23 protein-coding genes are annotated in these 26,783 nt (G+C 71.2%); 16 read left to right on the plus strand and 7 right to left on the minus strand.

Annotation, left to right across the window (positions count from 1 at the left end; translation table 11 throughout):
• Positions 1-32 precede the first annotated feature (32 nt).
• The 6 genes from LDL48_RS21775 to LDL48_RS21800 all read left to right on the plus strand — a co-directional run bounded on the left by LDL48_RS21775 (position 33) and on the right by LDL48_RS21800 (position 8,089).
• Entirely contained in the window at positions 33-1,544 is a 1,512-nt protein-coding gene (locus tag LDL48_RS21775) for a sugar ABC transporter ATP-binding protein (protein ID WP_225257029.1), read from the plus strand.
• The gene (locus LDL48_RS21780) at positions 1,541-2,512 is read left to right on the plus strand and encodes an ABC transporter permease (protein ID WP_225257030.1); all 972 of its coding nucleotides are present in this window, start codon (positions 1,541-1,543) and stop codon (positions 2,510-2,512) included. The genes LDL48_RS21775 and LDL48_RS21780 overlap by 4 nt, the downstream gene beginning before the upstream one ends.
• A gap of 2 nt (positions 2,513-2,514) precedes the next feature.
• Positions 2,515-3,498: an ABC transporter permease gene (locus LDL48_RS21785; RefSeq protein WP_225257031.1), complete on the plus strand. Its 984-nt coding sequence runs from the start codon at positions 2,515-2,517 to the stop codon at positions 3,496-3,498.
• A 9-nt stretch (positions 3,499-3,507) separates the two neighbouring features.
• The gene (locus LDL48_RS21790; RefSeq protein WP_225257032.1) at positions 3,508-4,692 is read left to right on the plus strand and encodes a substrate-binding domain-containing protein; all 1,185 of its coding nucleotides are present in this window, start codon (positions 3,508-3,510) and stop codon (positions 4,690-4,692) included.
• A gap of 3 nt (positions 4,693-4,695) precedes the next feature.
• Entirely contained in the window at positions 4,696-5,547 is an 852-nt protein-coding gene (locus LDL48_RS21795; protein WP_225257033.1) for a sugar phosphate isomerase/epimerase family protein, read from the plus strand.
• 157 nt (positions 5,548-5,704) lie between these two features.
• Positions 5,705-8,089, plus strand: coding sequence for a ricin-type beta-trefoil lectin domain protein (locus LDL48_RS21800; RefSeq protein WP_225257034.1), 2,385 nt, complete (start codon positions 5,705-5,707; stop codon positions 8,087-8,089).
• A gap of 23 nt (positions 8,090-8,112) precedes the next feature.
• Here LDL48_RS21800 and LDL48_RS21805 read toward each other — a convergent pair whose 3' ends face one another.
• A complete protein-coding gene (locus LDL48_RS21805; RefSeq protein WP_225257035.1) occupies positions 8,113-8,883 on the minus strand; it encodes a FadR/GntR family transcriptional regulator in 771 nt (256 codons plus the stop codon).
• 139 nt (positions 8,884-9,022) lie between these two features.
• Here LDL48_RS21805 and LDL48_RS21810 point away from each other — a divergent pair, with 139 nt between their 5' ends.
• The 6 genes from LDL48_RS21810 to LDL48_RS21835 all read left to right on the plus strand — a co-directional run bounded on the left by LDL48_RS21810 (position 9,023) and on the right by LDL48_RS21835 (position 15,869).
• On the plus strand, positions 9,023-10,291 hold the full coding sequence (locus LDL48_RS21810) for an ABC transporter substrate-binding protein (protein ID WP_225257036.1): 1,269 nt from the start codon (positions 9,023-9,025) through the stop codon (positions 10,289-10,291).
• Positions 10,292-10,317: 26 nt separating this feature from the next.
• Entirely contained in the window at positions 10,318-11,274 is a 957-nt protein-coding gene (locus LDL48_RS21815; protein ID WP_225257037.1) for a carbohydrate ABC transporter permease, read from the plus strand.
• The gene (locus tag LDL48_RS21820; RefSeq protein WP_225257038.1) at positions 11,274-12,098 is read left to right on the plus strand and encodes a carbohydrate ABC transporter permease; all 825 of its coding nucleotides are present in this window, start codon (positions 11,274-11,276) and stop codon (positions 12,096-12,098) included. The genes LDL48_RS21815 and LDL48_RS21820 overlap by 1 nt, the downstream gene beginning before the upstream one ends.
• A gap of 1 nt (position 12,099) precedes the next feature.
• The gene (locus LDL48_RS21825) at positions 12,100-13,287 is read left to right on the plus strand and encodes a mandelate racemase/muconate lactonizing enzyme family protein (RefSeq protein WP_225257039.1); all 1,188 of its coding nucleotides are present in this window, start codon (positions 12,100-12,102) and stop codon (positions 13,285-13,287) included.
• A 76-nt stretch (positions 13,288-13,363) separates the two neighbouring features.
• Complete coding sequence (locus LDL48_RS21830) at positions 13,364-14,302, plus strand: RNA polymerase sigma factor (RefSeq protein WP_225257040.1); 939 nt, start codon at positions 13,364-13,366, stop codon at positions 14,300-14,302.
• A 142-nt stretch (positions 14,303-14,444) separates the two neighbouring features.
• Positions 14,445-15,869 (plus strand): endo-1,4-beta-xylanase, encoded by a 1,425-nt coding sequence (locus LDL48_RS21835; RefSeq protein ID WP_372472165.1) that lies wholly within the window; start codon positions 14,445-14,447, stop codon positions 15,867-15,869.
• 108 nt (positions 15,870-15,977) lie between these two features.
• Here the strand turns inward: LDL48_RS21835 and LDL48_RS21840 are convergent, their stop codons facing one another.
• The 6 genes from LDL48_RS21840 to LDL48_RS21865 all read right to left on the minus strand — a co-directional run bounded on the left by LDL48_RS21840 (position 15,978) and on the right by LDL48_RS21865 (position 21,551).
• A complete protein-coding gene (locus LDL48_RS21840) occupies positions 15,978-17,354 on the minus strand; it encodes a Clp protease N-terminal domain-containing protein (RefSeq protein WP_225257042.1) in 1,377 nt (458 codons plus the stop codon).
• Between the two features lie 110 nt (positions 17,355-17,464).
• On the minus strand, positions 17,465-17,971 hold the full coding sequence (locus LDL48_RS21845) for a GNAT family N-acetyltransferase (protein ID WP_225257043.1): 507 nt from the start codon (positions 17,969-17,971) through the stop codon (positions 17,465-17,467).
• Positions 17,972-18,036: 65 nt separating this feature from the next.
• Complete coding sequence (locus tag LDL48_RS21850) at positions 18,037-19,011, minus strand: aldo/keto reductase (RefSeq protein WP_225257044.1); 975 nt, start codon at positions 19,009-19,011, stop codon at positions 18,037-18,039.
• Between the two features lie 7 nt (positions 19,012-19,018).
• A complete protein-coding gene (locus LDL48_RS21855) occupies positions 19,019-19,780 on the minus strand; it encodes an SDR family oxidoreductase (RefSeq protein ID WP_225257045.1) in 762 nt (253 codons plus the stop codon).
• The gene (locus LDL48_RS21860) at positions 19,777-20,802 is read right to left on the minus strand and encodes a zinc-dependent alcohol dehydrogenase (RefSeq protein ID WP_225257046.1); all 1,026 of its coding nucleotides are present in this window, start codon (positions 20,800-20,802) and stop codon (positions 19,777-19,779) included. Before LDL48_RS21860 ends, LDL48_RS21855 begins: the two co-directional genes overlap by 4 nt.
• Positions 20,803-20,846: 44 nt before the next feature.
• Positions 20,847-21,551, minus strand: a complete 705-nt coding sequence (locus LDL48_RS21865; RefSeq protein ID WP_225257047.1) for a FadR/GntR family transcriptional regulator — start codon at positions 21,549-21,551, stop codon at positions 20,847-20,849.
• Positions 21,552-21,799: 248 nt separating this feature from the next.
• Between LDL48_RS21865 and LDL48_RS21870 the strand changes: the two genes are divergently transcribed.
• From LDL48_RS21870 to LDL48_RS21885, 4 genes are read left to right on the plus strand one after another with little or no spacing between them, the layout of a single operon-like run.
• On the plus strand, positions 21,800-23,101 hold the full coding sequence (locus LDL48_RS21870) for an enolase C-terminal domain-like protein (protein WP_225257048.1): 1,302 nt from the start codon (positions 21,800-21,802) through the stop codon (positions 23,099-23,101).
• Positions 23,102-23,114: 13 nt separating this feature from the next.
• A complete protein-coding gene (locus LDL48_RS21875) occupies positions 23,115-24,182 on the plus strand; it encodes a sugar ABC transporter substrate-binding protein (RefSeq protein ID WP_225257049.1) in 1,068 nt (355 codons plus the stop codon).
• 26 nt (positions 24,183-24,208) lie between these two features.
• Positions 24,209-25,729: a sugar ABC transporter ATP-binding protein gene (locus LDL48_RS21880; protein WP_225257050.1), complete on the plus strand. Its 1,521-nt coding sequence runs from the start codon at positions 24,209-24,211 to the stop codon at positions 25,727-25,729.
• Positions 25,722-26,759, plus strand: coding sequence for an ABC transporter permease (locus tag LDL48_RS21885; RefSeq protein ID WP_225257051.1), 1,038 nt, complete (start codon positions 25,722-25,724; stop codon positions 26,757-26,759). The genes LDL48_RS21880 and LDL48_RS21885 overlap by 8 nt, the downstream gene beginning before the upstream one ends.
• Positions 26,760-26,783 lie beyond the last annotated feature (24 nt).

A 26,783-nucleotide genomic window follows, 5' to 3' on the forward strand; every position in this document is an offset into this window, starting at 1 on the left:
CATTCGCCGATCGCGCATCGTAGGGGCCGCTGATGTCTGACCCTCCGCCGTCTCCGCTGCTCACGCTCCGGGGCATCGGCAAGTCGTTCCTCGGCGTGCGGGTGCTCGGCGGAGTGGACCTCGACGTGGTGCCGGGCGAGGTGCACGCGGTCGTCGGCGAGAACGGTGCCGGCAAGTCCACGCTGATGAAGGTCGTGTCCGGTGGGTACGCGCCCGACGAGGGCACGATGGAGTTCGCCGGCGTACCGCGGACCTTCCGCGGCCCGCGCGACGCGCAACGGGCCGGGATCGGCATCGTGCACCAGGAGTTCAACCTGCTGCCCGAGCGCAGCGTGGCGGAGAACGTGTATCTGGGCCACGAGCCGGTGCGCCGCGGGCTCGTCGACCGCGCCACGATGCTCGGCCGCACCGCGGAGTTGCTGGCCTCGATCGGTGAGGGCGCGTTGCCGCCCGGTGCCCGGGTCGGCGATCTCGGCGTGGCGCGGCAGCAGGTCGTCGAGATCGTCAAGGCGCTCGCCCTGGACGCGCGCTTGCTGATCATGGACGAGCCCACCGCCGCCCTCGCCGATCACGAGGTGGAGCAGCTGTACACGCTCGTCCGGCGGCTTCAGCGGCGGGGGATCGGCGTGCTGTACGTCTCGCACCGCATCCGGGAGGTCTTCGACCTGGCCAGCCGGATCACCGTGCTCAAGGACGGCCGGCTGGTGACCACGGTGGACGCCGGCGACGTCGGCGCCGGTCAACTGGTGCGGCACATGGTCGGCCGGGACCTGTCCAGCTACTACCCGGGCCGGGCGGCGCCGGGCGAATCCGGCGCGGTCCGGCTCGCCGTCCGCGACGGGGGCAACCGGACGTTGCGCGGCGTCGACCTGCGGCTGCGCGCCGGCGAGGTGCTCGGCGTCGGCGGCCTGCAGGGTTCCGGGCGGTCGGCCCTGGCCCGCGCCCTGTTCGGCGCGGTCCCGTTCACCACGGGCGAGGTCACGCTCGACGGCGCACCGGTCCGGCTGCGCTCGCCCCGCGCCGCGATGCGGGCCGGCATCGCGTACGTCACCGAGGACCGCAAGGGCGAGGGCATCGTCGGCGGGCGGTCGGTGCTCGACAACGCGCTCCTGGCCAGCCGCGCGGTCGCCCCCGCGTGGCGCGGTCGCGGTGCCCGTACCGCCCGGATCCGGGAGCTGCTCGCCGCCGTCGACGTGCGTGCCGCCGGGGAGGACCAGGAGATCCGCTTCCTGTCCGGCGGCAACCAGCAGAAGGTCGTGCTGGCCCGGTGGCTCGCGCTCGGACCCCGGGTCCTGCTGTTCGACGAGCCGACCCGGGGCATCGACGTGGGCGCCAAGTCGGCCATCCACGACCTCGTCCGCCGCCTCGCCCGCGACGGCGCGGCCGTGCTGATGATCTCCTCCGAACTTCCCGAGCTGCTCGGCATGAGCGACCGGATCATCGTCATGCGCGACGGCCGGATCGCCGGCGAACTGCCCGCGGGCGCGACCGAGGAGAACGTCCTCGCGCTCGCCCTCGGCACCGCGCCGGAGGCGGCCCGATGAGCCTCGCGCTGAGCCGCCCGGCCCGGTCCGCCGCACCGGGCGTGTTCGTCGCCCTGGCCCTCACCCTGGCCGTCGGCTGGCTGCTGGTCACGATCGACGGCGGCCAGCTGTTCAGCCAGTCCACCACGGTCAGCCTGCTGCACGTCGCCGCCGGCCTCGGGCTCGTCGCGGTCGGGCAGACCATGGTGATCATCGGCGGCTCGCTCGACCTGTCCGTGGCGTACGTGCTCAGCCTCAGCACCCTGGTCGCGGCGGAGGCCATGAACGGCCGGGACGGCGCGCTGCTGCCCGGTGCCGGCCTGGCGCTCGCGGTCAGCGCGGCGATCGGGTTGCTCAACGGCGTGCTGGTCACCAAGGTCCGGATCAACGCGTTCATCGCCACCGTGGGCGTCGGCCTGCTGCTGAAGGGATACCTCGAGAACGGCTACGACGGCCCGGCCGGCAAGGCCGCACCGGCGCTGGTGCGGACGCTCGGATACCAGCGCATCGGCCCGGTACCCGTCTCCTTCCTGCTGCTGCTCGCGGTCGCCGCGGCGGCCTGGTTCGCGCTCACCCGCACCCGCTTCGGCCACCACCTGATCGCCGTCGGCGGTGACCCGGAGGTCGCCCGGCTCTCCGGGGTCCGCAACGACCGGATACTGGTCACCGCCCACGTGCTGTGTTCGCTCTGCGCCGGCCTCGCCGGGATCTACCTCGCCGCCCGGCTCGGCGCCGGTGCGCCGCGAGTGGGCACCGAGGGACTCTACGACCTCGAGTCGATCGCCGCGGTGGTGCTCGGCGGCGCCGCCCTGGCCGGCGGGCGCGGCGGCGTCGCGGGCACCGTCGGCGGCGTGCTGCTGCTCGCCAGCATCGACGCCATCTTCAACCAGCTGGAGGTCGACGCGTTCGTCAAGCAGGTGATCCGCGGCGTGATCATCATCGCGGCCGTCGCCGTGTACGCCCGCCGCGCGCTCCGAAAGGCGGCCTGACCATGCGGATCGCCGAACGCCGAAGGCTTCCGGTGCGGCCCGGGCGGAGCCGATCCGGCAGCCTCCTGCCGATCCTCGCGATCCTCGTGGCGCTGCTGGTGGCGCTCACGCTCCGCCAACCCGACTTCCTCTCGCCGCCGTCGCTGATGTCGTTCCTCGGCCGTTCCGCACCGATCATCCTGCTCGCCGCCGGTCAGTACTTCGTGATCGTCGCGGGCGAGTTCGACCTCTCCGTCGGGTCCCTGGTCACCGCGCAGGTCGTCGTCGCCGCCCGGCTCATCGACAGCGAACCGTCCCGCACCTGGCCGGTCATCCTGCTACTGCTCGCCTTCGGTGCCGCCGTCGGCCTCGCCAACGGGCTGATCACCACCCGGCTGCGGGTGCCCTCCTTCATCACCACCCTGGGCATGTACCTGATCCTGGTCGGCGCCGTCTACCTGTGGTCGGACGGCGCTCCCAAGGGCGGGCTCGCCGAGGAGTTCCGCCGGTTCGGCCGCCGGGCGTTCGAGGACGTACCCCTGCTGGGCCGGATACCGTACGCGTTGCTCGTCCTGCTGGTCGTGGCCGGGCTGGCCGCGCTGCTGACCCGCTCCGACTTCGGCCAGACCCTGGTCGCGGTCGGCGGCAACCCGCGGACGGCCGAACTGAGCGGCGTGCGGGTCCGGTCCGTCAAGACCGCGGCGTTCGTCCTGAGTGGACTGTCCGCGGCGGTCGCGGCGATCCTCATCGGTGGTTACAGCGGTGTCTCCTTCCAGGCCGGCGCCGGCCTGGAGTTCGGCGCCATCACCGCGGTGGTGCTCGGTGGGGTGGCCCTGGGCGGCGGACGCGGCTCGGTCGTGGGCGCGATGCTCGGCGCGCTGACCCTCGAGACGCTCTTCACGCTGATGAACTTCTACGGCGTCTCCGGCGCCCTTCGATCGACCGTCCAGGGCGCGATCATCTTGCTGGCCCTGGCGGTCTCGTCCGTGCGTTCCGTTTCCAGGTAAGGGGATTCCGTGCGATCTTCGATAGCCGCCCTGGCGGTCGGTGCGCTGGTGGCGCTCGCCGGCTGCGCCACCGACGAACCCACCGGCACCACGCCGAGCGCCTCGGCCGGGACCGCCGCGCCGGGCACCGGGGAACAGTCGACGTTCTTCGAACAGGCCGCGTACGACGCCGAACTCGCGCTCCTCGGCGCCACGCCGGCCGGGCCGTCCGACAAGCCGTGGGAACAGGTGCTCAACCCGGCGATGGTGGAGACCGCGAAGTTCAAGAAGCCCGGCCCGTACAAGATCTGCTTCTCGAACGCGGGCCTGAACAACCCGTGGCGGCAGGTCGGCTTCAAGACCATGCAGGCCGAGGTCGAGACGCACGGGAGCCACATCAGGCAGTTCCTGCACGTCGACGCGGAGGGCAAGGACCAGAAGCAGATCGCGGACATCAACGACCTGCTCGGCAAGGGATGCCACGCGCTCATCGTGTCGCCGAACACCACCGCCACGCTCACCCCGGCCGTGGAGGCGGCCTGCCGCAAGGGGCTGCCGGTCATCGTCTTCGACCGCGGCGTCGACTCGACCTGCCCGGTCACCTTCATCAACCCGATCGGCGGGTACGGCTTCGGCCACGTCTCGGCCGAGTTCGTCGGCCGGCGGATGAAGCCGGGAGGCAAGGTCCTCGCGCTGCGCATCCTGCCCGGCGTCGACGTGCTGGAGACGCGCTGGGCGGCCGCGAAGGTCGCGTTCGACAAGGCCGGCGTCGACCTGGTCGGTGTCGAGTTCACCGACGGCGACCCGGCCAAGACCAAGAAGATCGTCAACGACTACATCCAGCGGTACGGCACGATCGACGGCGTCTGGATGGACGCGGGTGCGGTCGCGGTCGCCGCGGTCGAAGCGTTCCTCGACGCGGGCCGCCCGGTGCCACCGATCAACGGCGAGGACCAGCTGGACTTCCTGAAGCTGTGGAAGGAGAAGAAGCTCACCGCGATCGCCCCGACGTATCCCACCTACCAGTGGCGTACGCCGATCATCGCCGCCCTGCGCATCCTGAACGGCGAACCGGTGTCCAGCCCGTGGAAGCTGCCGCAGCCGACCATCACCCAGGACAACCTGGACCGGTATCTCGATCCCGGCATGCCTCCGCTGCACTACGCCATGTGCGGCTGCGCGGACCTGCCCGGCTACCCGCAGCGCTGGAAGTAGTCCGTGTTCGCGATCGGGGTCAGCCCGTGGGTGTGGACCTCGCCCGTCGACGACGCGGCGCTGGCCGAGCTGATCCCGCGGATCGCCGCGTTCGGCTTCGACGCGGTCGAACTGCCGCTCGAGCAGCCCGGCGACTGGGACCCGGTCCGTACCCGGGATCTGCTGGCGTCGTACCGCCTGGCTGCCGCGAGCGTCTGCGCGGTGACGCCGCCGGGGCGGGAGCTGGTGGCCGCTCCGGCCGCCGTGGTCGCGTCCACCGCGGCGTATCTGCGGACCTGTGTGGACAGTGCGGCCGTGCTCGGGGCGCCGTGCGTCGGCGGCCCGGTCTACGCCTCGGTGGGCCGGACCTGGCACCTGTCGCCGGCGGCCCGGGCGGCCTGCCACGCGGAGTTCCGCGAGGCCCTGGGGCCGGTGGCCGACCACGCCGGCGAGCGGGGCGTGAGCATCGGGGTGGAGGCGCTCAACCGGTACGAGACCAGCGTCGTCAACACCGTGTCGCAGGCGCTCGACCTGATCGACGGCCTGCCCCGGAACGTCGGCCTGATGATCGACACGTACCACATGAACATCGAGGAGTCCGACCCCTGCGCGGCCGTGCGCCTCGCCGGTTCCCGGATCAAGCACGTCCAGGTCAGCGGCACGGACCGGGGCACACCCGGCCGGGACCACTTCGACTGGCCCGGCTTCTTCGGCGCGCTGCGGACCACCGGCTACCGCGGTGCGGTCTGCATCGAGTCGTTCACCGCCCGGAACGAGGCCATCGCCACCGCCGCCTCGATCTGGCGGCCCCTCGCCGAGTCGCAGGACCGGCTGGCGACGGACGGTCTGGCGTACCTGCGCGGGGTGGCCCATTGATATCGACGGACGTCACTTGACTTGCCCGCGACATGCGCTTAATTTGGTCGTGTCATACGTCATACGTCATACCGCCTGGCGCGGCCCTCCGGTCGGTTTCGCCGACCCGCCCGGAGGGGCGCGCCCCCGTACACCACCCCACGACGAGGAGAGGCCCGTGCCGGTACCCGCGTTGTCCACGCTGCGAAGGCAGGTGCTCGCCGGCGCCGCCGCGGCGGCGGCGATCGCCGCGGCCGGGGTGGTGGCCGGGGCGTCCCCGGCCTGGGCGGCGCCCACGATGCTCTACGCCGCGCCGTCCGGCAGCGGCACCACCTGCTCCAGCGCCCAACCGTGCTCGCTGACCGGTGCGCAGGCCGCCGTCCGGTCGCTGAACGACGCGATGTCCGACGACATCGTGGTGCAGCTGTCCGACGGCGTGTACCGGCTGTCGGCGCCGCTCCGGCTGACCGCCGAGGACTCCGGCACCAACGGCCACACCGTGGTGTGGCAGGCGGCTCCGTCGGCCCGCCCGGTGATCAGCGGCGCCCGGGCCGTCACCGGGTGGACCCTGGCCGACGCCGGACGCAACATCTGGCGGGCCGACGTCGGAGCCGGCCTCGACACCCGGCAGCTCTACGTGGACGGCGCGATCGCCACCCGGGCGCGTACCCAGGTGAACCGGGCGGACTTCACGGCCACCAGCACCGGCCTCCGGTTCGGCAACGGTGCTCTGAGCTACCTCAACAACCTGGCCGACCAGAACCGGATCCAGATGGAGAGCGTCAACTCGTTCACCGACCGGTACGTGTCGGTGCAGAGCATCGCCGGCAACGTCATCACGATGCAGCAGCCCGGCTGGAGCAACAACATCTTCGGGTACGACACGTTCTCCAGCCCGCACCGGGCCGGCCCGCTGTATCTCACCAACGCGTACGAGTTCCTGGACGCGGCCGGCGAGTGGTATCTCAACCGGGCCACCGGGGTGCTCTACTACGCCCCGCTACCCGGCCAGAACCTGAGCACGGCCGCGGTGGAGCTACCGACGTTGCCGTCGCTGGTGCACCTGGGCGGCACCTACGACGCGCCCGCGCACCACATCACGTTCGGCGGGATCACCTTCACCGGCACGAGCTGGCTGGCGCCGAGCAGCAACCAGGGCTTCGCGGACCAGCAGACCGGCGCGTACCTCACCGGCAACTGGAACTGGCCGGCGCTGTCCGCCTGCCAGCAGGGCTGTGCCCAGTTCGAGGCGGCCCGGCCGCACTGGAACCAGATGCCCGCGGCGGTACAGGTCTCCGCCGCCGACTCGATCACGTTCAGCGGCTCGCGGTTCGTCAACCTCGGGCAGACGGCCGTCGGCATCGGCAACGACGCGAACGCCCACGCCAGCGGCGTCGGGCTGGGTGCCAGCCGGATCACGGTCACCGGATCGGAGATCGCCCGCAACTCGGCCGGCGGCATCGTGGTGGGCGGCGTGCGCGCCGACGCGCACCATCCCGGCGACCAGCGGATGGTCAACCGCGACATCACGGTCAGCAACAACCGCATCCACGACCTCGGCATCGAGTACCGGGGCAGCGTCTCGGTCCTCACCACCTACGTCACCAACACCACCGTGTCGCACAACGAGGTCTACAACCTGCCGTACTCCGGCATGTCGATCGGGTACGGCTGGGGCTCCAACGACGCCGGCGGCAGCAACCACTACGCCAACCGGGGCCTGTACAACTACCAGCCGCGGTACACCACGCCGACGACCGCCGCGAACAACCGGCTGGTCGGCAACTACATCCACGACGTGATGCAGCAGATGACCGACGGCGGATGCATCTACACGCTGGGGTGGAACCCGGGCGCCCAGATCAGCGGGAACCACTGCCTGCGTACCAATGGCTGGTTCGGTCTGTACTTCGACGAAGGCTCCAAGTACTACACCGCCACCGGCAACGTCTTCGACGCCGTCGGCACCTGGGCCACCGCCAACTACTGGGGCGGCGAGAACATGGGCACGTTCACGGTCACCAACAACTGGGCGAGCAACGGCAACAGCAACGTGACCAACGGCGACCGCGGCAACGTCGTGCACACCAACGTCACGGTGACCAACGGGAACTGGCCGTCCGGCGCCCAGGCCGTAAAGGCGTCGGCCGGACCGCAGGGCGGGAGCAGCCCGCAGGGCGCCCGGCTGGTGGGTACCCAGTCCGGCCGGTGCGTCGAGGTACCGGGCGCGGCCACCGGCAACGGCACCCGGACGCAACTGGGGGACTGCACCGGGGCCGCACATCAGACCTGGACGCACACCTCCGCCCGGCAGCTGACCGTGTACGGCGGCACCAAGTGCCTGGACGCCAGCGGGCAGGGCGCCACCAACGGCACCGCCGTGATCATCTGGGACTGCAACGGTCAGGCCAACCAGCAGTGGAACGTCCGCGCCGACGGGACGATCGTCGGGGTCCTGTCGGGACTGTGCCTGGACGCCACCGGAGCGGGTACCGCCAACGGCACCACCATCAATCTCTGGTCCTGCCACGGCGGCGCCAACCAGCAGTGGGCGCTCCGATGAGGCGCGGGGACGGGTGCGGCGGGTCAGCGCCGCAGGCGGGTGGGCTCGTCCGGCCCGCTGCGGCGTACCACCCACGCCTCGGTGATGTGGGTGAACATCGCGTCGGCCGCACCCTCGGGATCACGGGCCGCGATCCGCTCGTAGATGTGCCGGTGGCCGCGGTTGGAGGCCACGCACAGGGCCCGCTCGGTGCGTCCCATGTAGCGGGCGGTGTTGCTCACCTGGCTCTCCAGCGCGCGGACCACGGCGCGGGCGATGCGGTTGCCGGACGCCTGCATGACCGTGTCGTGGAAGGCGCGGTCGTGGTCGTGGTAGGTGACGTGGTCGTCGACCAGGTCGTCCATCTCGTCGACCAGCGTGCGCAGCCGGTCGAGGGTCGCGTCGTCCGCCAGCCGGGCGGCGACGTTGGCCATGTCGGACTCCAGCACGCGCCGGGTGACCACCAGGTCGTCCAGGATGGCCAGGCTGGCGTCCTCGGCGATGGTGGCGCCCAGGACGAGTTCGTCCAGCATGTTCCACATGGCCGGCGGGGTGACCATGGTGCCGGTGCCCTGACGCACCTGCACCAGCCCCTTCTCCTGGAGGATCTTCACCGCCTCCCGCACCACGGTGCGGCTGACCGAGAAGGTCGCGCAGAGCACCGGCTCGGGCGGCAGCGGTGAGCCCGGCGGGTGGACGCCGCGGATGATGCGCTCCGCCAGCTCGGCCGTAACCGCCGTGGCGAGGTTCGCCGGTCGCCGGGACCAGGCGGGAGGCCCGGCGACGCTGGCGGCCGACTTCGCTGCTGCCGTCATTTCACCCTCCGTAGCCCGCCGTGACTGCGCGCACCCCCGTACTATAGAGCACCGCCTTGACATCATACGTCATACGAGTTATGTTTCGCGTCCTCTTGGTCAACATCCGGCCCGCCGGCAACCTGGAGTGTGAGCGGCAATGAAGCAGCGAGCGGTGTGGGGCGCGATCCTGGTGGCCGGGCTGGTCCTGTCCGGCTGTGGCAGCGCCGCGGAGCCCGATTCCGGGTCCGGCGGTTCCGGCGGCAAGCTCGTCGTCTGGGACTGGAAGTCCGGGGACGCGTCCGCGGCCTCGTACGTCGAGAAGGCGAAGGCGGACTTCGCCAAGAAGCACGGCGGCGTGACCGTCGAGTTCGTGGCGCAGCCGTTCGAGCAGTACTACACGCTGCTCGGAGCGGCCATCCAGGCCGGCAAGGGTCCGGACGTCATGTTGTTCAACGGCGGCGGGCAGATCCGCGACCGGGCGGACGCGCTGCTGCCGCTGGACGAGTACGTCGGCGCGGACCGGCAGCGGCTGGCCGGGTGGGAGGCCTTCACCTCGGGCGGCAAGACCTACGCCGCCCCGGTGACCTTGCAGGGCCACCCCGTCTACTACAACAAGTCGCTCTACCGGAAGGCCGGGCTCGACCCGGAGCGACCGCCCGCCGACTGGAACACCTTCGTCGCCAACTGCGCGGCCATCACCCGGACGACCGGGGCGAAGTGCTTCGCGCAGGGCAACAAGGAAGGCATCGGCATCCAGTTCTTCCTGTCCGGTCTCGGCTCCGGCATCCTCACCCCGCAGGAGTACGACGACTGGATCGCCGGCAAACGGAACTGGACCTCGCCGAACGTCAAGCGGGTCTTCGCGCTCTGGAAAGAGGTCAACGACAAGGGCCTGAACAACCCCGGCGCGAACTCGACGGCGATGTTCAACGACGCATTCGCGGTGTTCCAGTCCGGCAAGGCCGCACACGTCATCGGGCTGATGTCGGACGTCGGGCACTGGCAGGACTTCGCCGAGTTCCTGGACGCCGGCAACGTCGGGGTCATGAAGTCGCCGGTGGTGACGGCCGGAACCACGCCGAGCCTGCCGTACGACGGCGGCATCGGCTACGCGGTGGCGAAGTGGACGAAGGACCCGAAGGTCGCCGCCGACCTGGTGCGGTCGCTCACCTCGGCCGAGGCGCTGACCGCGTTCTACGCCGACGCCGGGGCGATCGCGGCCGACCGGACCATCGAGGTGTCCGGCGCCGGTCCCGCGGTCGCCACCATCGTCGCGGCGATCGACGACGGCAAGCCGGCGCTGCACGTCGCCCTGTCGTCCAAGACCGTGGACCTGATGGGACGGCTCTCCCAGCAACTGCTCAGCGGGTCGGTCACGGTCGACCGGGCGGTGCAGCAGCTCGCCGATTCCGACCAGCCGGGCTGATCGTGCCGGCCGGAAGTTCCTCGCCGGTGCGCCCCGCCGAGCCGAGGCCGGCGGACCGTACCGGGGCCGGCGAGCCGGTGGCGGGCGCCGCGACGAGCGGCTCCCGGAAGGCCCGGGACGGCCGGCGCGCCGAACGCCTCGCGCCCTACGTGCTGATCGCGCCGGCCCTCCTGATCATCGTGGGGCTACGGCTGTGGCCGCTGATGCTGGGCGTCAACTTCTCCCTCACCGGCGACGGCGAACGCAACGGCACGTCGGTCGGACTCGACAACTACGCGGACCTGTTCGACGACCCGCTGTTCCGCACCGCGTTGCGCAACGTGGGGCTGCTGGTGCTGCTGCTCCCGGTCGCCGTCGCGCTGCCCGGGCTGCTCGCCACCTTCATCTACCTGCGGGTGCCCGGGCACCGGCTGTTCCGCAGCGTGTACTTCTTCCCGGCCGTACTCTCCCCGGTGATCGTCGGCGCGATCTTCAACCTGCTGCTGGCCTACGACGGCCCGCTGAACGCCGTCCTCGGCGGTGCCGGCGCCGGCCCGGTGGACTGGCTCGGCGATCCACGGGTGGCCGTCTTCGCCGTCGTCGGCGTGCACGTCTGGGCGACGTTCGGGATGGCGCTGGTCGTCTTCCTCGCCGGCTTCGCCACCCTGGACCCCGCGCTTCTGGACGCGGCCCGGGTCGACGGCGCATCCCTGCCGCAGTCCATCCGGCACGTCATCATCCCCGGCCTGGCCCGCACCATCCAGTTCGTCTTCGTGACCACCATGATCGGGATGCTGACCTCGATGTTCGGGTTGCTCTACGTGATGACCGGCGGGGGCCCGGAGGGGTCGACCTACCTGCCCGAGTACTACATCTGGGTCCAGCAGGGACAGATGAACCGTCCCGCCCTCGCCTCGGCCGCGTCCACGGTGCTGTTCCTGATCATGCTGGTCGTCGGCCTGGTGCAGATCCATCTGCTGCGCCGCGTGGGACGGGAGGACTGATGTCGCGCCGTCTGGGCCGGTGGCTGGTCGCGGTGCCGATGGCGGTGCTCGCCCTGGCGACGGTCTATCCGCTGTTGTTCGCCGCCAACGTCGCGATGAAGACCCGCAGGGAGTACATCCTCGACCGGTTCTCGCTGACCGGCACCCTGCACTGGGAGAACCTCGGCATCGCCTGGAACAGCGTCGGCATGGCGCGGTACTTCGTCAACTCCCTCGTCGTCGTGGCCGGTGCGGTGGCGCTGTTGCTGATCATCGGCTCGATGGCCGGGTTCGCCCTCAGCCAGCTGCGGTTCCGCGGCTCGACCGCGCTGTTCCTGATCTGCCTCGCGGCGCTGTTCATCCCGTTCCAGGTGATCATGGTGCCGTTGGCCCGGACCATGGCCGACCTCGGGCTGATCGACACCTATCCGGGCCTGATCCTGGCGTACGTGGCGCAGTTCCTGCCGTTCACCGTCTTCCTGATGACGAGCTACTACCGGGCGGTGCCGTCCGAGATCATCGACGCGGCCCGGATCGACGGCAACACCGTGTACGGCGTCTACCGGCGGATCATGCTCCCGATGGGCGCCCCGGCGTTGCTGTCGGTCGGCATCCTCAACGCGCTGTTCTGCTGGAACGACGTACTCATCTCGCTGTTGATGATGCCGTCGGCTGACCATCGCACGCTGATGGTGGGTGTCACCTCCCTGCGCGGTCAGTACTCCGACGACATCCCCACCTTCGCGGCCGGGGTGCTGATCGCCGCGGTGCCGGTGTTGGTGACCTACCTGTTCCTCCAGCGCCAGATTGCCGACGGCGTGACCGCCGGTGCGACGAAGGGCTGACATGCGGATCACCGGATACCGGACCTTGACGACAGTGCAGGAGTGGGGCCGTCCCGTCGGGGACGCCAACGGCGTCTACGCCGACGGCGTCATGCCCGTGCCGATCATCCTGGTCGACACGGACGAGGGGATCACCGGAGTCGGCCTGGGACCGCACGTCGAGGCCGGCGCCATCTTCGCCGCCATCGACGGCGAGGATCCACGAGCGGTGCCGGCGCTGTACGACCGGATGCTGCGGCAGACCTTCAAGGCCGGCCACAACGGCGTGGTGTTCGGCACGATCGGGGCGTTCGACACGGCGCTGTGGGACATCAAGGCGCAGGCCGCCGGGGAGCCGCTGTGGCGGCTGCTGGGCGGCCGGGACCCCCGGGTCCACGCCTACGCCTCCGGCCTCGACATCGGCCTGACCGACGAGGAACTCGTCGCCCTCTACCAGGTGTACGCCCAACTCGGGCTCCGGGCGGCGAAGCTCAAGGGCGGCCTGGACGTCGAGCGGGACCGGCACCGCCTGACCCTGGTCCGGGAGGTGCTGGCCGGCGCGGCACACGGGACCCGGCCGGGACTGATGCTGGACGCCAACGAGTCGTGGACCCGCAAGCAGGCGGTCCGGCATGTCAGCGAGCTCGAACGCACCCTGGATCTGACCTGGATCGAGGAGCCGGTCCGGCGCTGGGACGCCGACGGGCTCGCCGCGGTCAGCCGCGGCGTACGCACCTCGGTCGCGAGCGGCGAGAACCTGACCGGGCTCGAACAGTTCCGTCCGCTGCTCGCCGCGGGCGGCCTCGACATCGTGCAGACGGCCGCGGTCTGGGGCGTCACCCACTTCCTGCGGGTGTCCGCCCTGGCGCACGCCCACGACCTGCCGGTCAGCCCGATCGGCACCACCCCGATCGCCCTGCTGCACGCCGCCACCTCGGTGCCCAACCACCTGGTGAGCGAACTGCAGGATCTCCGGCCGCCGGTCGGCGTGGCCCTGGACCTGCACGTGGCGGACGGTGCCTACGTCCTCGGCGGCTCGCCGGGTCTCGGCATCCGGGTCCACCAGGAAGCGATCACCGCAGTGCACCGCCGGGCCGCGCCCGCACCCGACGGTCCGCACGTACGGCCCGAGCGGGCCGGCCGGCAGTTGCTCGCCGTCACCAACGGCGTCGTACCTCAGCCGGATCCCCTGGACGTCGGCACGCCCTAGGGCGGCCGGCGACCGCGTTCGCCGAAGGGAGGTCGCGGTGCGCCCCTCGCCGGCCCGAAGAGGCGGTGCGGACCACGTGACACGAGCCGGCCGGATGGACGGGCCGGAGCTGGTCGGCGCCGCGCAGGCGGGGGACCGGCGGGCGCTCGACACGCTAGTCGCGGCGTGCCTGCCGCTGGTGTACACGATCGTGCGCCGGGCGCTGGGCGGGCTTCCGGACGTCGACGACGTGGTGCAGGAGACCATGCTGCGGGTCCTGCGGGACCTGCGCACGCTGCGCATCCCGGAGAGTTTCCGGCCCTGGCTGACCACGATCGCCACCCGTCAGGTCAGCACGTACCTGCACCGGCGGGAGATCGAACTCCGGCGGGCGGCGTCCCCGGACGAGGTGCCCGACCTGCCGGACACCGGGACGGAGAGCCTGGCCCTGGCCGAGGTGGAGCTGTCCGGGCATCGCCGGCAGGCGGCACGCGCCGGCCGGTGGCTCGATCCGGACGACCGCGCGCTGCTGTCGCTGTGGTGGCTGGAGACCGCCGGCCGGCTCACCCGGGCCGAACTCGCGGCGGCGCTGGGCCGGAACGTCGCGCATTCCGGTGTGCGCGTCCAGCGGATGCGGCACCACCTGGAGCTGAGCCGGTCGCTCGTGGCCGCGCTGGAGGCCCGTCCGCGGTGCCCGGACCTGACCGCGGCGGTGGCCGGCTGGGACGGCGTGCCGAGTCCGTTGTGGCGGAAGCGGATCACCCGGCACACCCGGTCGTGTCCGGTCTGCGGTCGGGCCGCCCGTGACCTGGTCCCGCTGGAACGGCTCGCTCCCGGTGTCGCTCCGCTGCGCGCGCCGGTCGCGCCGCCGGCCCGCTCCGGGAAGCCGGCACCGGACGAGCGTTTCCCGCGCCATTCGCCCGAACGATCGCGCCATTCTGAAAATCAATGTAAGAATGTGTTATCCAGGATGCCGGGCGCCGGTCCAGCGCCTTCCCTGCACAGATTTCCGGTACGCATCGACGTGCGCCCTTGAATGCCGCGAAACAATCTGGCAATGTCACAGACATAGACGTAAACCATTGCGTCAGTCAATTGTGGTCCGGGCGGATCCCATGCTGGCCAGCATCTTCAGCGCTCCCGCAGCGATGTCGCCCCTTTCCGGAAGGTACTGATCGATGAGAGGCATCGTGCATTCGAACAGCCTGTCCCGGCGGCGGCGAAGGACCAGAGTGCCATTGCTGGTGCTGCTGTCCGCATTGCTCACCGCCGGTACGGGGCTGGTGTTCGCCGGCGCCGCTCAGGCCGCGACCACATTGGGCGCCTCGGCGGCGGAGAAGGGCCGCTACTTCGGCGCCGCGGTGGGGACGTACAAGTTCTCCGACAGCACGTACATGTCCGTCCTGAACCGGGAGTTCAACAGCCTCGTCGCCGAGAACGAGATGAAGTGGGACGCCACCGAGCCGCAGCGGGGCGGTTTCAACTACGCCGGCGGCGACCGCATCGTCAGCCACGCCCGGGCCAACGGCATGAGCGTGCGCGGCCATGCCCTGCTCTGGCATGCGCAGCAGCCACGGTGGACCGAGGGCCTGTCCGGCAGCGACCTGCGCAACGCGGCGATCAACCACGTCACCCAGGTGGCCACCCACTTCCGGGGCCAGATCCACTCCTGGGACGTGGTCAACGAGGCGTTCGCCGACGGCAACTCCGGCGGCCGCCGCGACTCCAACCTGCAGCGCACCGGCAACGAATGGATCGAGGCCGCGTTCCGCGCCGCGCGGGCCGCCGACCCCGCTGCGAAGCTCTGCTACAACGACTACAACACCGACGGCATCAACGCGAAGTCCACCGGCATCTACAACATGGTCCGCGACTTCAAGGCCCGCGGCGTGCCGATCGACTGCGTCGGCCTGCAGTCCCACCTGGGCACCACCATCGACTCCACCTACCAGGCCAACATCCAGCGCTTCGCCGACCTCGGCGTCGACGTGCAGATCACCGAGCTCGACGTCCAGCAGGGCGGCAACCAGGCGAACATCTTCGCCACCGTGACCCGGGCCTGCCTGGCGGTGCCGCGCTGCACCGGCATCACGGTGTGGGGCGTGCGCGACTGCGACTCCTGGCGCACCGGCGCGAACCCGCTGCTGTTCGACTGCGCCGGCAACAAGAAGGCCGCCTACACCGCGGTCCTCGACGCCCTCAACGGCGGCACGAGCCCGAACCCCACCGGGAACCGGCTGCGTAACGAGGCCGCCGGCCGGTGCCTGGACGTCAACGGCGGGAACGCCGGCAACGGCACACCGTCGATCGTCTGGGACTGCCACGGCGGCACGAACCAGCAGTTCACTCAGAACGGACCGGCGTTGCAGGTGCTGGGCAAGTGCCTGGAGGCGCCGGCCAACGCCGCCGCCGGCACCGCGGTGCGGGTCTGGGACTGTGGCGGTGGGGCGAATCAGCAGTGGGCCGTCAACGGCAACGGCACCATCAGCAACGCGCAGAGCGGGTTGTGCCTCGACGTCAACGGCGGCAGCACCGCCAACGGCTCCGCGGTGATCGTGTGGAGCTGCCACGGCGGAGCCAACCAGCGCTGGGCCCGGGCCTGAGTCAGGGCGTGTTTTCGGAGTAGGGGCTCCGGGCCGGCAGGAACCCGGGCACCCCCAACTTCATGGTGATGGCGACCGAGGGCTACCACAGCAGCGGCAGCTCCGACATCACGGTGGACTGCGCGACTGCCGCGCCGGCCCGTGCCCCGGCTGGTCCGGCCCGGCCAGGTCGCTGACGGCAGCTCGCCCTGCCGTTCGAGTGGCTACGCCGGCCAGCGCCGCGGCCAGGACCCGGCGGGCCGATCCGATCTCGGCGCCCAACGCCCGCAGTACGTGTCCGGCGCTGCCGGTTGTCTCGCCGAGCAGCCCGAGCAACAGGTGTTCGCACCCGACGTACGTGGACCCCTGCGCCGCCGCCTCGGAGGTGGCCAACGCCAACGCTCGGGCGGCCGCGGTGCTCAACGATGGTGACGCCGCCTCTTGCGAACCGCCGGGCTCGGGCTCCGTGCGTTGCGCCAGGTCCCGTCGTACCCGTGCGGGGTCGATCTCGACGGCACGCAGCATGGCGAGCGCCAGGTTGGCTCCTTCGGCGAAGATGCCGCCGAGCAGGTGCCCCGTTCCGACGTGGGGTGAGAACTCTGCCCGGGCCTGACCGATGGCCAGGTCCAGCACCGTGTGCGCGCGGTTGGTCAGGTTCGGGAACTCGTGCTCCCGATCGTCGTGGGCCGCTTCGGCGATCGCCACGGTGGTTTCCATGCCGTCGGGGTGCGGCACTTGGCGCATGCGGGAGATGTCGAGGACGGCGTCCTCGAGGGGATGTGCGAGCAGGCGTGACAACGCGGTGCCGAACTTCGCCATCGAGGTCCGCCCCGGGACGAGGATCGACAGCTCGTCGTGGGCTTCGAACGTCCGCACCTCGACATCGTCCGGAAGTTCCGCCAGGGAGCCCTCGGCCGCCCTGACGGGAACCGTGACCCGCAGTTGCGGTCCTCCCGGGGACTCGCTGCCGGCGATCAGCTCGGGCATCCCCATCGCCCATGATCGCCACGGTGTCCCGGACACGACCGCACCACACGACGTCACGGTGCGGACCAGGTCCGCCGCGGCGGCGGTGCAGGCGGCATCGACCGCGGCCCACCTGTACCGGTCGCTCCCGGATGCCAGGCCCGGCACCGCTGCCGACACCACGGTTGTCGCGGGTGCGTGCACCCTGCGCACCTCCGGCCAGGAGGTGAGGAATGCGTGCGCGTCGCTGATGGCCGCGTCCTGCGTCTGCCGCCGGCGCTGCAGTTCCGTGACGTGCTGCGCCAACAGGTCGCGGGCCGCGTCCGGCTCCTCGACGGCACGCCGGACGAGCTTGACGCTCATGCCCGTGCTGCGCAGCACGGAGATGAGCATGGCCCGCTCGACCTGCGGGAGTTCGTACCAGCGATAGCCGGTCTGCTCGTCGACAGCGGCCGGGACGAGCAGACCCTCGGCGTGATAGAACCGCAGCGCCTGCGGCGAGAGCTGACACATGAAGCTGAATTCGCTGATGGACAACATGACCTCATGGTCCGCCCTCCAGTTACGACAAGGTCAAGGGGTGATCTCCCGCCGCCCCGGCGAGGTGGGCAGCGCGCTCGCTCGGCCGACTGGTGAGCTGGCCGCCGTGGTCAGGAGTCGCCGCGCAGCCGGCTGTACACGACCAGGTCGTGGTACGCGCCGCCACGGAATTGGGCATGCCGGGCGATGCCCTCACGGGTGAAGCCGGCCTTTTCCAGGCTCCGCTGGGCGGGGACGTTCTCGACGTCGGTCTCCGCCTGCAACCGCTCGAACGTGGTGGTCTCGAACAGGTAGGCGGCCACCAACCGCTTGCCCACCGTGCCGAGCCCGCGGCCGCGGAAGGCCGGGCGCAGCCGGGTGCCGATACTCAGCGCCCGGGACGGGAGGTTCGGCCCATGCGGCACCGGCCGCCAGCTGACCCGGCCGGCCGCCGCGCCGTCCGCGTCTTGGATGATCAAGGTGCCCTGGTCGTACGCGAGAAGTCCGTCGGCGGCGTAAGCCCGCTCGAGCGCGTTCGTGGCGGTCCAGCCGAACGAGTCGACCGGATCCTCGGTGTGATCGACGTGCAGGAGCGGAAGGTCTTCCCGCCGGACCGGGCGCAACTTGATGTCGGGCATGGGGTCGATCATGCACGCCGGGGACAACCGGGCTGATCAACAGCTGCTTTCGGCCGGAACACCCCCTACGGGACGAGGAGCCCCGCGGACGCCAGCGCGGGCCAGAGGGCGGCCGGGATCTCCGCACCCGCCCGCCGGACGGTCTCCGTCACCTGGCCCGCGTCGCCCATGCCCACGACCGTGCTGACGACCGCGGGATGGGTGCGCACGTACGCCAGCGCGGCCTCCGGCAGGGTGGTGCCGAAGCGTTCGCAGATCCGGGCGATGCGGATGGCCCGGTCGCGGAGGCCGGCCGGGGCCGGCCGGTAGTCGTAGGTCGCGTCGGCCGGTGGCCGGTCATGCGCCAGCAGGCCGGAGTTGTAGACGCCGGCGATCACCACCGCGACCCCCGCCAGGTCGGCGGCCGGCAGCAGGTCGTGTCGCGCACCCTGTTCGAGCAGGGTGAACCGGCCGGCGCACATCACCACGTCGATGTCGGTCTCCCGGACGAAGCGGGTGAGCATCGCCGACTGGTTCATGCCGGCCCCGATGGCGCGGACGACGCCCTGCTCCCGCAGTTCGACCAGGGCCGGTACCGCCTCGGTGGCGGCCTGCTCCCAGTGCTCGTCCGGGTCGTGCAGGTACACCACGTCGATCCGGTCCAGGCCGGTGCGGGTCAGGCTGGCCTCCAGGGAGCGCAGCACGCCGTCGCGGCTGAAGTCCCAGACGCGGCGGTGGTCCGCCGGGACCGCGAAACCCTCGGCGTCGGTCAGGTGTGCGGTTTCCGGAGACGGCACGAGCAGGCGTCCCACCTTGGTGGAGACCACGTACTCGTCGCGTGGTCGGGCGCGGAGGGCGGCGCCGAGGCGCCGCTCGGACAGGCCGAGCCCGTAGTGGGGTGCGGTGTCGAAGTACCGCATCCCGGCCGCCCAGGCGGCATCGACCGCGGCGGCGACCGTCTCCTCGCTCCGGGCGTGGTACAGGTTGCCGCCCTGGGCGGCGCCGAAGCCGAGTGCGGTGAGGCGGACGCCGGGCCGGCGCGGAACGGCCACAGATCTCATCGGTGGCCTACCGTCCCAGCCAGCCGCCGTCGACCGGAATGGCGGCGCCGTGGACATAGTCGGCGGCCGCCGAGGCGAGGAACACCGCGGCACCGGCCAGGTCGCCGGGTACGCCCCACCGGCCGGCCGGAATCCGGTCCAGGATCGCGGTGTGGCGGGCCGGGTCGTCGCGCAGCGCCTGGGTGTTGTCGGTGCTGATGTAGCCGGGCACGATGGCGTTGACGTTGACGCCGTGCGGTGCCCATTCGTTGGCGAGTGCGCGGGTGAGCCCGAGCAGGCCGGACTTGGCCGCCGTGTAACCGGGCACGTTCACCCCACCCTGGAAGCTCAGCAGCGACGCCGTGAAGATGATTTTTCCGCGGCGGCGGGCGACCATGGCGCGGCCGACCTCCCGGCTCAGGGCGAACTGCGCGGACAGGTTGACCGCGAGGACCTCGTCCCACATCGCGTCGGTGTGCTGGGTCGCCGGTGCCCGCCTGATCGTGCCCGCGTTGTTGACCAGGATGTCGACCGGCCGCTCGCCGTCCGCCAACCGGGCGGCGAGACCGGCGACGGCGGCGCGGTCGGTGAAGTCCACCCGGTGCCCGGTGAAACCACGGCCGTGGTCGCGGACGCGTTCCTCGACCTCGCTGCCCGTGGCTTCCAGCCGCGCGCTGACCGCGACGATGTCGGCGCCGGCGGCCGCCAGCGCGTCCGCGACGGCCAGGCCGATGCCCCGCCGGGCGCCGGTGACGACGGCGAGCCGGCCGGACAGGTCGAACGGGTTCATGCCGCGTCCCGGCAGTCGACGAGGACCTTCATGACGCCACCGCCACCGCGCAGGGCGTCGAAGGCGCCGGCCGCGTCGCTCAGCGGTACCACGTGGGTGATCAGGGTTTCGGCACCGACCCGCCCGGCGCGCAGCAGGTCGATGGCGGTGGCGTAGTCGCGGCGCTGGTAGACCCGAGCGCCGACCATGGTCAGTTCGCGCCAGAAGAAGCGGAACAGGTCGATCTCGCGCCGCTGGCTGTGCAGGCCGACGACGACCAAGCGGCCGCGTACCGCGAGCAGGTCGACGGCGGTGGTGACGCCGGCCGCGGAACCGGAGACCTCGAAGGCCACGGCCGCACCGGCGCCGCCGGTCCACTCCGCCACCTCGCCGCCGACGTCGTCGTGTGCCGGGTCGAGGGTGCGGATGCCGAGTTCTCCGGCGATCGCCCGCCGCCGGGCGTCGACCTCGACGAGCACCACGTCCGCGTCGACGGAACGGGCCACCAGGGCGATCAGGACGCCGATCGGCCCGCCACCGATGACGACCGCCTTCGCCCCGGCGTGCAGGGCGGCCCGGCGCACGTCGTGCACGGCCACCGCGGTCGGTTCGACCAGGGCTCCGTGGGGGAGCGCGAGGCCGGCCGGCAGGGGTATCACGACGCCGGCCGGGACGGTCCATCGCTGCTGCATCGCGCCGGGCGAGTCGATCCCGATGAAGTCGAGCCGATGGCAGATGTGCTGGTGACCGGCCAGGCACGCGGGACAGGCACCGCACCACCGCAGAGGCAGGACGGTGACCGGCGTGCCGACCGGGAGGCCGGCGACGTCCGCGCCGACCGCGGCGACGTGGCCGGACATCTCGTGGCCGATGGTCTGGGGAATCCGGACCCGGCCGTCCATGCCGCCGTGCAGGATGTGCAGGTCCGTGCCGCAGATGCCGGTGTACGCGACGTCGATCTGAACCTCGCCGGAGCCGGGCGGGACGGGCGGCCGCTCCTCCACCACGATGGTCGAGTTGCCGGTGTACAAGGCTGCACGCATGGAAACCCTTCGCTTTGGTCGGCGGGGGAGGCCGGTCGGTCGGCTCAGGTGCCGGTCGGCGCGCCGGGATCGTCGCGCAGGTGGGCACGCAGCCAGGATTCGGTGGTGGTGATGTGCATCAGGGCGGCGGCCTGCGCCTGGATGGCGTCGCCCGCGGCGAGCGCCGCGTAGATCGCCTCGTGTTCGAGCAGCGTCCGGCCGGCCGCGTCCGCGTCGACCAGCCCCCGCCACACCCGCGCCCGCAGGGTGCGGCTGGAGATGCCCTCGAGGACCGTCAGCAGCGTCTCGTTGCCGGTCGCGGCGACCACCGCGCGGTGGAAGGCGGCGTCGTGCTGGTTCAGCAGCTCCACGTCGTCGGCCGCCGCCCGCATCGCCTCGAGATGACCCCGGACCTCGGCCAGCTGCCGAGGTGAGATGCGGGTCGCGGCCAGGCCGGTGGCCGCGCTCTCGAACAGCCGGCGCACCTCGGTGAGTTCGAGCATGGTCTCGCCCCGCAGCAGTTCCACCGCGCCGCCGATGCCCTGCAGCAACAGGCGTGGCTCGAGGCTGGTGACGAAGGTGCCGTTGCCGCGACGTACCTCCAGCACCTGGGCCGCCACCAGGGCCCGCACGGCCTCGCGCATGATGTTGCGCCCGACGCCCAGCTCCGAGGCGAGCTGCTGCTCGGGCGGCAGCTTGGACCCGGGCGGCAGCTCGGCCGACTGGATCATCTCGCGGAGGCGGGTCAGCGCCTTGTCCGTCTGCGACATCTGGTGATCTTCCTGGACTGGCCGGACCGGTGTGCGGGTGGTCGGGCGGCGGTGACCCACGCTAACAGCGTGATCCCATGTCTCGGAAGGGCTCGTCTCGTCATGGATGCGCGACGGACGGCACTGCGAGTGCGAACTTCCTGCTAGAGACGTTTGTTTCAGAGATGTGTCTAGACGCGACGGAGGTCGAGGTCTATAAAGACATCCCATGACGTGCGTTCCGGCGGCGAGGCGACGGAGGACCGGTAGTGTCTGAGGTGATCACCGCGGTCGATGCGGTCGACGTCCGGTTCCCGACCTCCCGGGAGCTGGACGGATCGGACGCGATGAATCCGGAGCCGGACTACTCGGCCGCGTACGTGACCATCCGGACCAGCGGTGACGACGAGGGTTACGGGCTGGCGTTCACCGTCGGGCGCGGCAACGACGTCCAGGTCGCCGCGGTCCGCGCGCTGGCGCCGCTGGTGGTGGGCCTGCCGGTCGCCGACGTCCTGGGCGACCTGCGGGCGTTCTCCGAGCGGCTGACCGGCGACAGCCAACTGCGCTGGCTCGGTCCGCACAAGGGCGTGATGCACATGGCCGCCGGTGCCGTCCTGAACGCGGCCTGGGATCTGTACGCCCGCCGCGAGGGCAAGCCGCTGTGGCGGTTGCTGGCCGACATGTCGCCGGAACAACTGGTCGGTCTCGTGGACTTCCGGTATCTGCGCGACGCGCTCACCCCGGAGGAGGCACTCGACCTGTTGCGGCGGGCCCGCCCCGGACGGGAGCAGCGGCAGCGGGACCTGGTGGCGCGCGGCTACCCCGCGTACACCACCACGCCCGGGTGGCTGGGCTACACCGACGAGAAACTCGTCCGCCTGGCCCGGGAGGCGGTCGCCGACGGCTTCGACCTGATCAAACTCAAGGTCGGCGCCGACCAGGCGGCGGACCTCCGGCGGATGGCCCTGGCCCGCAGCGCGGTGGGCCCCGACATCCGGATCGCGATCGACGCCAACCAGGCGTGGGGCGTCGGACAGGCGGTCGGCCGGCTGACCTCGCTGGCACCGTACGAGCCGTACTGGATCGAGGAACCGACGTCACCGGACGACGTGCTGGGCCATGCCGCCATCCGCCGGGCCGTCGCACCGATCAAGGTCGCCACCGGCGAGCACTGCCACAACCAGGTCATGTTCAAGCAGCTCCTGCAGGCCCAGGCGATCGACATCCTGCAGCTGGACGCCACCCGCGTCGCCGGGGTCAACGAGAACATCGCGATCCTGCTCCTGGCCGCCAAGTTCGGCGTGCCGGTCTGCCCGCACGCCGGTGGCGTCGGCCTCTGCGAGATGGTCCAGCACCTCGCGATGTTCGACTACCTGGCGGTCAGTGGCACCACCCAGGGGCGGGTCATCGAGTACGTCGACCACCTGCACCAGCACTTCGTCGATCCGGTTGTCATCCGGGACGGCCGCTACGTCACCCCAGAGGGCCCCGGCGTCGGAGCGCGGATGCGCCCGGAATCGGTGACCGCGTACACGTACCCCGGCGGTCCGCAGTGGCAGCCCGGGAGATGAGCGAGGAGTCGTGATGAACCCGAGAAGCATCGCCTCGACCGCCCTGGTCCTGACGTCCGCCGCGGCGCTGCTGAGCGCGTGCGGCGGCGACGATCCGGCGACCGGAGACGGCGGCAGCGCGGCCGCGGTGGTCGGTGTCGACTATCCGAGGTCGGACACCGACTTCTGGAACTCGTACATCAAGTACACCCCCCGGTTCGCTACCGAGCTCGGGCTGGATCTCAAGACCACCAACTCGCAGAACGACGTCGCCAAGCTGACCTCCAACGTGCAGTCGTTCATCAGCCAGGGCGTCCGGGGCGTCGCCATGGCCCCGCAGGACACCGCCGCGATCGCACCGGCCCTGCAGACGCTGGCCACCAAGAAGATTCCGGTCGTCACCATCGACACCCGCCCGGACCAGGGCGAGGTCTTCATGGTCGTACGCGCCGACAACCGCGCCTACGGCGAGAAGGCCTGCCGGTTCCTCGGTACGAAGCTGAGCGGCAGCGGCAAGGTCGTCATGTTGCAGGGCGACCTGGCGTCGATCAACGGCCGCGACCGCACCGAGGCGTTCAACGACTGCATGCGGAAGAACTACCCGGGGATCACGATTTTCGGCGAGGCCACCAACTGGGACGGGGCGGTCGCGTCGCAGAAACTCCAGATCCGGCTGACCGAGCACCCCGACATCAAGGGCGTCTACATGCAGTCGAGCTTCGCCCTGGCCGGGACGTTGCAGTTGCTGAAGCAGCGCAACCTGCTCGTCCCGCCGGGCGATCCGAAGCACGTCTTCGTGGTCTCCAACGACGGCATCCCCAAGGAACTGGAGGAGATCGCCGCCGGCAACATCGACGCCACCGTCTCCCAGCCGGCCGACCTCTACGCCAAGTACGCGCTCTACTACCTCAAGGCGGCCATCGACGGCAGGACGTTCCAGCCCGGGCCGACCGACCACGACAGCACCATCCTCCAGGTACGCGAGGGCCTGCTCGAGGACCAGCTCTCCGCCCCACTGGTCACCGCGGACGGCGGCGACTACAGCGGCGTGCCGAGCCGGAAACCGGACGACAAGACCCTGTGGGGCAACAACATCGGCTGACCGGTCGCGGGAGGAGGGGTGCGGGCATGAGCCGCACGGAGGAATCGGGCCGTCCGGTGGCCGAGGCGGTAGGAATCAGCAAGCGCTACGGCTCGACGGTGGCCCTCGACCGGGCCGGAATTCGCGTCCTGCCGGGGGAGACCCATGCCCTGGTCGGCCGGAACGGCGCGGGCAAGTCCACGCTCGTCTCGATCCTGACCGGACTGCAGGCACCGGACACCGGACGGGTGCAGTTCGACGGCGTGCCGGCGCCCCGGCTGTCCGACCGGGACAGGTGGCGGCGACACGTGGCGTGCGTCTACCAGAAGTCCACCATCATCCCGCAGCTGACCGTGGCCGAGAACCTCCTCCTCAACCGGTACGACCGGAACCGGGGCGGACTGATCAGCTGGCGCTCGGTGCGCCGGCGTGCCCGGGACCTGCTGGCCGTCTGGTCGATCGGGATGGACGTCGACGCCAGGGCGGGCGATCTGAGCGTCGAACAGCGCCAGTTCGTGGAGATCGCCCGGGCACTGTCGTTCGGCGCCCGGTTCATCATCCTCGACGAACCGACCGCCCAGCTGGACGCCGGCGCGATCGCCCGGCTGTTCGGCCACATCCGCGATCTGCAGGGCCAGGGCGTCACCTTCCTGTTCATCAGCCATCACCTCCAGGAGATCTACGAGATCTGCGACATGGTGACCGTCTTCCGCGACGCCCGGCACATCGTCACCGCGCCGGTCGCCGACCTTCCGCGGGATGCCCTCGTCGCCGCCATGACCGGCGAGGCCACCGCGCTCGCCGCCCCGCGGTCGCGGAGCGCGCCGGCCGCGCGGGCGGGCGCGGTCCTCGACGTCGCCGGCCTGCGTCTCGACGGCCGGTTCGACGACGTCTCGATCCGGGTGGGTGCCGGCGAGATCGTCGGACTGGCCGGCGCCGGCGGCAGCGGCCGGACCGAGGTGGCGGAGACCATCGTCGGTCTCCGGGTGGCCGACGCCGGCACGATCACGGTGGACGGTCGGACGCCACGAGCCGGCCACGTCGGTGACGCCCTCGCCCGCGGTGTCGGGTTCGTGCCCCAGGACCGGCACCACCAGGGCCTGGTCGCCGGCATGTCGATCGCCGACAACGCCACGCTGACCATCCCGGACCGGCTCGGCACGGCGGGCTTCCTGAACACCCGCCGCCGCGACGCCGTCGCCGGTGCCCTGATCGATGACCTGGCCATCAAGACGCCCGGCCCGGATCTGCCCGTCTCCGGGCTCTCCGGCGGCAACCAGCAGAAGGTCGTCATGGCCCGGGCCCTGGCGAACGATCCCCGGGTGCTGGTGCTCATCACCCCCACCGCCGGGGTGGACGTGCGGTCGAAGGAGTTCCTGCTGGACAAGGTCGACCAGGTCGCGTCCGCCGGCACTGCCGTGGTCGTGGCCTCCGACGAACTCGACGACCTGCGCGTCTGCGATCGCGTTCTGGTGATGTTCCAGGGCCGGATCGTCGCCGAGCTGCCGAGCGGCTGGCGGGAACACGATCTGGTGGCCGCAATGGAAGGACTGACCGTCGATGCCTGAGGCCGTCACCACCGCCACCGGAAGCGCCACGGCCGCCGCCGAACCACCACCTCGCCGTACCACCGGAAGGCTGGCCGTCGCCCGGCTGCGCGACCTGGCCCTGGTGCCGGCGATCGTGCTGATCGCGATCGTCGGGCAGATCGTCAACCCGGTCTTCCTCCAACCCGACAACTTGATCAACATCGGTCAGACCATGGCCGAGATCGCGCTGCTCGTGCTGGCCCAGACGATCGTCCTGATCGCCGGCAAGATGGATCTGTCGCTGGAGTCGACCTTCGGGCTGGCACCGGGCGTGGCGGCCTGGATGACCGTGGCGGTCGGCGCCGGCCACGGCACCGGCCTGCTCTCCGGCGCCTGGTCGATCCCGATCACGTTGCTCGTCGGCGCGCTCATCGGGATCGCGAACGCGGCCCTGATCGTCCGCTTCGGGTTGCACGGGTTCATCGTCACGCTGGGCATGCTGATCGTCCTCCGGGGCCTGCTCACCGGCATCTCCGGCGGCCAGACGTTCTTCAACCTGCCCGAGTCGATGATGTACCCGGGCACCGCGGTCTGGCTCGGCGTCCCGGCGTCGATCTGGATCTGCGTGATCCTGCTCGCGGCCGGCATCGTGCTGCTCGGCTACACCGGTTTCGGCCGGGCGCTGTACGCGATCGGCGGCAACGTCGACGCGGCGAAGGCGGCGGGCATCCGTACCGACCGCGTGCTGTGGATCGCCCTGGTCGGTGCCAGCGTCCTCGCCGCGCTCGGCGGGCTCATGCTCTCCGGCCGGCTCGCCTCGGTGGCCGCCTCCCAGGGCAACGGGGCCATCTTCACGGTCTTCGCCGCCGCCGTCATCGGCGGGGTCAGCCTCAACGGTGGCAAGGGCACCATGTTCGGCGCGTTCACCGGAATCCTGCTGCTCTTCATGATTCAGAACGTGCTGACCCTCGCCGGAGTGCCGGCCCAGTGGATCGGCGCACTGAACGGCGCGATCATCATCGTCGCGTTGGTCGTCTCCCGCATCACCGGCGGCAAGGCACAGGAGTAGCGCCGGGCCGCCGGCCACCACGAG

The organism is Jidongwangia harbinensis (assembly GCF_020216025.1).
GTDB lineage: Bacteria > Actinomycetota > Actinomycetes > Mycobacteriales > Micromonosporaceae > Actinoplanes > Actinoplanes harbinensis.

Coding starts and splice junctions, on each gene's coding strand:
- LDL48_RS21775 (WP_225257029.1), top strand. CDS start 33: ATGTCTGACCCTCCGCCGTCTCCGCTGCTCACGCTCCGGGGCATCGGC.
- LDL48_RS21780 (WP_225257030.1), top strand. CDS start 1,541: ATGAGCCTCGCGCTGAGCCGCCCGGCCCGGTCCGCCGCACCGGGCGTG.
- LDL48_RS21785 (WP_225257031.1), top strand. CDS start 2,515: ATGCGGATCGCCGAACGCCGAAGGCTTCCGGTGCGGCCCGGGCGGAGC.
- LDL48_RS21805 (WP_225257035.1), bottom strand. CDS start 8,883: ATGACGGCAGCAGCGAAGTCGGCCGCCAGCGTCGCCGGGCCTCCCGCC.
- LDL48_RS21810 (WP_225257036.1), top strand. CDS start 9,023: ATGAAGCAGCGAGCGGTGTGGGGCGCGATCCTGGTGGCCGGGCTGGTC.
- LDL48_RS21820 (WP_225257038.1), top strand. CDS start 11,274: ATGTCGCGCCGTCTGGGCCGGTGGCTGGTCGCGGTGCCGATGGCGGTG.
- LDL48_RS21825 (WP_225257039.1), top strand. CDS start 12,100: ATGCGGATCACCGGATACCGGACCTTGACGACAGTGCAGGAGTGGGGC.
- LDL48_RS21835 (WP_372472165.1), top strand. CDS start 14,445: ATGAGAGGCATCGTGCATTCGAACAGCCTGTCCCGGCGGCGGCGAAGG.
- LDL48_RS21840 (WP_225257042.1), bottom strand. CDS start 17,354: ATGTTGTCCATCAGCGAATTCAGCTTCATGTGTCAGCTCTCGCCGCAG.
- LDL48_RS21845 (WP_225257043.1), bottom strand. CDS start 17,971: ATGCCCGACATCAAGTTGCGCCCGGTCCGGCGGGAAGACCTTCCGCTC.
- LDL48_RS21850 (WP_225257044.1), bottom strand. CDS start 19,011: ATGAGATCTGTGGCCGTTCCGCGCCGGCCCGGCGTCCGCCTCACCGCA.
- LDL48_RS21855 (WP_225257045.1), bottom strand. CDS start 19,780: ATGAACCCGTTCGACCTGTCCGGCCGGCTCGCCGTCGTCACCGGCGCC.
- LDL48_RS21860 (WP_225257046.1), bottom strand. CDS start 20,802: ATGCGTGCAGCCTTGTACACCGGCAACTCGACCATCGTGGTGGAGGAG.
- LDL48_RS21865 (WP_225257047.1), bottom strand. CDS start 21,551: ATGTCGCAGACGGACAAGGCGCTGACCCGCCTCCGCGAGATGATCCAG.
- LDL48_RS21875 (WP_225257049.1), top strand. CDS start 23,115: ATGAACCCGAGAAGCATCGCCTCGACCGCCCTGGTCCTGACGTCCGCC.
- LDL48_RS21880 (WP_225257050.1), top strand. CDS start 24,209: ATGAGCCGCACGGAGGAATCGGGCCGTCCGGTGGCCGAGGCGGTAGGA.
- LDL48_RS21885 (WP_225257051.1), top strand. CDS start 25,722: ATGCCTGAGGCCGTCACCACCGCCACCGGAAGCGCCACGGCCGCCGCC.